Annotated in this window: 5 protein-coding genes, 1 tRNA gene and 1 pseudogene; 2 read left to right on the forward strand and 5 right to left on the reverse strand. The window is 41.9% G+C overall.

Features of this window, described 5'->3' with window-relative positions; genetic code table 11:
• Positions 1-696 precede the first annotated feature (696 nt).
• The 3 genes from IM477_RS01720 to IM477_RS01730 all read right to left on the reverse strand — a co-directional run bounded on the left by IM477_RS01720 (position 697) and on the right by IM477_RS01730 (position 3,213).
• Positions 697-1,884, reverse strand: coding sequence for an FtsW/RodA/SpoVE family cell cycle protein (locus IM477_RS01720; RefSeq protein WP_190721420.1), 1,188 nt, complete (start codon positions 1,882-1,884; stop codon positions 697-699).
• Between the two features lie 70 nt (positions 1,885-1,954).
• Positions 1,955-2,899, reverse strand: coding sequence for an isoaspartyl peptidase/L-asparaginase (locus tag IM477_RS01725; RefSeq protein WP_190721422.1), 945 nt, complete (start codon positions 2,897-2,899; stop codon positions 1,955-1,957).
• Positions 2,900-3,140: 241 nt separating this feature from the next.
• Positions 3,141-3,213 (reverse strand) — tRNA-His (locus tag IM477_RS01730).
• A 101-nt stretch (positions 3,214-3,314) separates the two neighbouring features.
• On the opposite strand from IM477_RS01730, the gene IM477_RS01735 reads away from it, so the two are divergent.
• Both IM477_RS01735 and IM477_RS01740 read left to right on the forward strand, forming a co-directional pair.
• Positions 3,315-3,701 carry a DUF4359 domain-containing protein gene (locus tag IM477_RS01735; RefSeq protein ID WP_190721424.1) on the forward strand — a complete coding sequence of 129 codons (387 nt, stop codon included), beginning with the start codon at positions 3,315-3,317 and terminating at the stop codon, positions 3,699-3,701.
• 63 nt (positions 3,702-3,764) lie between these two features.
• Positions 3,765-4,233: pseudogene (locus IM477_RS01740) on the forward strand (IS1634 family transposase); the annotation flags it as partial.
• Between the two features lie 473 nt (positions 4,234-4,706).
• Here IM477_RS01740 and IM477_RS01745 read toward each other — a convergent pair.
• Complete coding sequence (locus IM477_RS01745) at positions 4,707-4,931, reverse strand: PIN domain-containing protein (RefSeq protein WP_287730296.1); 225 nt, start codon at positions 4,929-4,931, stop codon at positions 4,707-4,709.
• A gap of 264 nt (positions 4,932-5,195) precedes the next feature.
• Entirely contained in the window at positions 5,196-5,468 is a 273-nt protein-coding gene (locus IM477_RS01750; protein ID WP_002790479.1) for an AbrB/MazE/SpoVT family DNA-binding domain-containing protein, read from the reverse strand.
• Between the last annotated feature and the right edge of the window lie 203 nt (positions 5,469-5,671).

Raw genomic sequence — 5,671 nt, forward strand, 5'->3', positions numbered from 1 at the left:
CCTGGGAGTGAGCGGGGGGAAAATTCAGGTACTTTTTCCCTGAAAATTAGGTAATTGACCACCTGAAAATCGGTAAAACCCGACCCCCCACACCCCACACCCTGCCCCCACGAAAAACTTTTTGCCGCAAACCCTATTTATTCCCCCTTCTCCCCTCTCCCTTCTCCCCTTTCCCCTTTCCCTTCTCTGCAATAATTACTCGCAGCCAGAAATCCATTGGACTAATATCATACTTTGTGCTTTTTGTCAAAAAAACTTTTTTTTTGCAATAAAACTACACAAAAAAAAGATCATCGTTGCCCGTGAAATTGACTGATTTACCCGTCTTAATTAGGATCACCCTGTAGGTGTGGCAAGGGTTTCAACCATTGCTACCCAAAAAAGCACAGAATAGCCCATTGTGAAATTCTATCAAATCCCTGTCACCATTGTAACATCGTTGTTAAATAAAAATCTTTCTCAATTAATTCTTAAGAATTTGTAAATATTGCGGAATGTTAATTTAAATATTCTCAAGTTTTTGGAGTCAATCAATAATTTTTACTTATCTTTGTCGAACATTGGGTGAGGAGTCAGGAATCAGGAGATAGGGGGGTCACTGCTTGCGCGTTGCGGGGGGTTTTGGGGTGATAGGGTGATGAGACAGCTTCCCCACTTCCCCACTTCCCCACTTCATAATTCATAATTCCCAATCCATCACTGATGACTGAAAACCGAGACAATTTTCTGAGGACTTTTTTTACTGGTGGGAACCGGATCGGGGTCATTTTCTTCCCTAGCCACACGGATTAAGAGGGCGGCTAAAAAGAGACTGGCTAAACTGGAACTGCCGCCATAACTAAAGAGAGGGAAAGGTAAGCCGGTAGTGGGTAAAGAACCAGTGGCCACACCGATATTTAACAGGGATTGACCGATTAAAATTACCATCGCCCCGATCGCCACTAATTTTTTGATGCGATGACGACATTTAACCGCCACGATCAGGGCGAGAGTAGCGTAGAGAAATAGCATGATTAACAGTAAAATACCGCCAATAAAACCAAATTCCTCGCCAAAGACAGCGAAAATAAAATCCGTATCTGGGAAGGGTAGATAAAATAATTTTTGTTGGGATAAACCGTAACCGCTGCCAGTGGTTCCGCCAGAACCGATCGCCAGTAAACTCTGCACTAATTGATAACCATCACCCCGGGGATCCTGCCAGGGGTTTAAGAAAGACAAAATCCGTTTTCTCTGGTATTCGCGGAAAGTAACACTAACCACGGCCATAGTTACACCCAGTAAAGCGGTGCTGGTCATGTAGGATAAAGGCAGACCGGAGGCAAGAGCGATCAGCCAGAGAGTTATACCACACAGAGCAGTGGTACTCAAGTTAGGTTGTAAGAGGATGCCCGCTAGAATTAGCCCAAAAATAGCGATCCAAGTTAACCGTTGATTGACATTTAAACGCGGCCAACCACCGAAAACCGCCGCCCCTTGCAGGACGAGAAACGGTTTCATAAATTCCGACGGTTGCAAGAGAATCGGCCCGATTTTAATCCAACGGGTGGCACCGTTGATATTAGTTCCCAAACCGGGGATAAGAGTGATCAAAATTAATCCTAAAACTAATAAAATCATCCAGGGTGCGATTTTGAGGAGTTTCTCGATCGGCAATCGCACCAGGAAATTAAAGCCAATTAAGCCAATCCAAAGCCAGATTAATTGGCGGATAAAATAGTATAGTCCGTTATCAAAGCGACTGTCAGCCAGAGCGTAGGAAGCGGAAAAAAGCACCACTAACCCGACTAACAGCCACAAAAAAGTCATCCAGCGCAATAATCGCGCTTCGGCTGACCAGTTTTTCACATCGGGGTCAAAAATAGGAATAATGTATTGCCACACGGAGATTTTCGAGAAGAAGTATCTTGTACAGATTAACCGAAAAGACTAGGCTCGATCGCAGTTTGTTCCACTATCCGACGGCGACATGACCGATTAAACCCACATTTTCACCGTGCCATTCTAGGGTATCACCGATCGCCTGACCGTCATGATAGGCAGCCAAGAGAATTTCCGCCGTTTTCCCCCAAACAATATTCCCCTGACGATCAAGGGAAATCATGCCCAGATCCCGACCATTAGTTTGGGATTCGCGCATGGATTTCTCCACGGCAGCGGCGAGGGAAAAACCATCGGTGACGCGAATAACCACCTTAGCGGCTAAACATTCATCGATAATATCTTCCCCGACCCCCGTACAGCTTACTCCCGCCCATGGATTCGCATAATTGCCGGCCGGCATGGCACTGTCACTAACGCGACCGATTCTTTCTAATCCCTTCCCTCCGGTAGAAGTTCCGGCGGCGATGTCTCCTTGTTGATCAAGGGCCACTACCCCGATAGTTCCCCGTTGTGCTGACGAATCGGCGAATAAACGGGCCATTTTGCGATTAAAATTCGTCTTTCTTTCCTCCATCCATTCTTGAATCCGATAATCGGTGAGGGGATCATAGAGGGGAATTTGTAATTCTCGGGCCAGATCTGCAGCTCCAATTTCCGAGAGAATGCGATCCTCTTGACTTTGGAGAAATTGAGCCAGGCTAATGGGATTCTGTACCCGCGAGACGTTAATGACACCGCTTAAACGCTGGTGACGACCATCCATCAAGGCTGCACTCATTCGCACCTGACCGTCCGATTGCACCACCGAACCGGTCCCGGCATTAAATCGCGGTTCATCCTCCAGTAACATACATCCTTTCGTCACCGCCTCCACAGCACTAGCACCATTGTCAAGGAGGTTGTAAATATTCTTAACAATCCCCCGGAGAGAATTGCGGACTGATTCTAAACCACCTTTATCCTCTAGGGAACTCGCTCCCCCATGAATAATTAACTTCGGATTTACTTTGGTCATTATTGTCCCAATATCACATTACCGATCGGATCTAAACTATCACGTTATCGCTACTCCGCTTCTCCAGTGCCGTCTTAACCGGTAAGTAGGGTTTGCGGCAAAAAGTTTTTCGTGGGGACAGGGTGTGGGGTGTAGGGTGTGGGGTGTAGGGTTTTACCGATAACGAATTGATTGGGGATTTGAGTGGGTAAGTGCCAATCAACCCCCTCAAAGCCTAATTATCAACGAGCCTTAAAAAGAGGGCGAACGAGGGGACTTGAACCCCCGAGTGGTGGAACCACAATCCACTGCCTTAACCACTTGGCTACGCTCGCCGTACATCTATCGAGTATAGCAGAAAACGAATCGTTGACAAGAGGTTTTTTATCCTCATTCGGGCTATGGTTAGGGTAAGTGAGTGATGATTTGAGAGCTTATGAAATTGGCACGGTTAGGGGGAATGGTGGTAGGAGTGGTTTTAGGGGGAATTGCGGGGATATTGCTGACAACTAACCCCAATCGTCAAGATTACGAACAATACGCTTCCCAGAGGTTAACTAGCTATCTTAAGGATAATGTCTGCGCTCGGGCGCAAGCTTCCCTCGAGGTGCAGGCTCTCTTGCGAGGTTACTGTAAAATGTTGGTGGATACGGGTCATCCTTTTTTACAAGAAGCGATCGCCACTAACACCACTAGAAAGAATTTTGTCATTTTCAGCGTTTATCAAACGGAATTATCGTTCCCTCCGCCTTTACCTAGTTATCACTTCAGCACCGTCGGTTTTTTGAATAAATTATACATCTATGAAGCTTTAGAATTGTAGTCAGGCAATTGAAATTTTCCGAGAGTAAATCCTGATGGTAGTGATTTTATTGTAGTGGTGATAGCTGAAATTATTAAAGCCGAAACAGAAAGAGCAGGAAGATTTATTATCGCCTGTTCTCGACAAGGAAAACCTATCGGCGGAAGAAATGCTTGATGAATATAAAGCACAACAATCTTGTGAACGAGGATTTAGATTCATTAAAGACCCCTTATTTCTAGCAGATAGTGTCTTGGTGAAAACCCCAAAAAGGATAGAAACAATGGTTTTTTTAATGGAAATATGCTTATTAGTATATAGTCTGGGACAAAGAATGTTAAGAGGGGAACTACAAAGGAAAGGTGGAAAAGTCAAAAATAAACTTGGTAAAGCCACAGATAAACCAACTTTAAGATGGATATTTCAGATTTTACAGGGGATTCATTTAGTCAAGATTAATGCTCAAAGCCACATCAGTAATTTAACTGAGGAGATTCTTGATATTCTTGAATATTTTTCGATTTATTGCCAAAATTACTACCAAGTAAGTTGAGAATCAAATTGAGCAAATTCAGTTTAAGTCAATCCCAGAAAAAACTTTTTCCCCGAAAAGTGTCCAATAAATTAGGCCACTTTAGTTTAACCATGTCTAACTTGAGCGATCCTTGCTTCTGTCAAATTATTCTTGGTGAAGTCAGATGTAAAAATTCTCTAATCTCAACAAATTTTGTCGGTTCAATCAGTTTTTCTTGGTGGCGTTATTGCGACTTAATCATAAAGTGCGGAATGTGGGTTTTAATCTCTAGTGATATCCAATCCTGTAGTGGATTGTTTCAGCTAATTTGGTGTATTAGAAAAATGCTATAAATTCTATAATCTAAGATTTTAAGCCGAAATCTATTGCCCTATTTTAGTTGAAACAGTCCAGTAGGGTGCGTTACATTTCATTAACGCACCTTATTACTGTTTTGAATGCAGTTCCAAATTTTCAGTTGTTAAAAAGTATTTGTCAAATGATGATGAACTTTAACGAATCAAAGTAATAGTAATTCCCAGAGATAAACTGGTCCATACTTTATCTGCTGTTAACACAGGTAAATTCAAGCGTTTACCTAAAGCAAGACAAGCACGATCTCCTAAGGATAATCCTGCACTTTTAGTTAAAACTCGAAATTTAGCTATAGTTATAGCATCTTCCTCATTGCAAGCAATAATTTCTAGACTATTTTGTAATAATCCTTCATCTCTCAATCGTTTAATAATTTCCTCTGGGGATTCTCCTAAGTCAACAATTTTCGATATAGCGGTAAGCGCTTGAGTGAGATACAGACCAAGCTTTGCCTAGCATGGTTTATAGCTCGTGACACTGTACCTCATACGACTGCACACCGCTATAATACCTCTACCCAATTAATAATACTGATATAACACCCATTAATCAAGGCATTTTCTACAATTTCTGCTCCTAGTTCATCTCTAAGATAAGCTAAAAAGGCAGAAGCATCTAACACATATTTATTCACTTAAATACTCCTGTCTGCGTTCTTGAATAAGTTCATCTACTAAATTTCTATCAGGTGATTTATTTTTTAATAAACCTCTTAATTTTTTAACTTGATTTTTGAGACTAACTAATTGCAGTGTTCCATTATCTTCCAGAGTTAAGATTAATCTATCTCCAGATTCTAAATTAAGAATTTGTTGGATTTCTTGCGGTAAAGTTAAACGTCCTTCTGGTTCAATATCAAGTATGTATTGTTGAGAAAGTGATGAATTAGCAACTGTCATAACTTTATATTTCCTTGTTTTATACCTATTTCTAGTTTAGCAAAAATTCTAAAAGTTAATCCTGTAGGGTGCGTTAATGAAATGTAACGCAAACAGTGAGTTTTGGAAACACTCACGCCCGAATCACAGTAATTCTATATTGATTTTCTGTCACCACAACTTCAGTTGATAATCTTTCTTCCATTGGTAAGGCATTTTTCCGC

This window comes from Microcystis sp. M090S1 (genome assembly GCF_020246295.1).
Classification (GTDB): Bacteria; Cyanobacteriota; Cyanobacteriia; order Cyanobacteriales; family Microcystaceae; genus Microcystis; species Microcystis aeruginosa.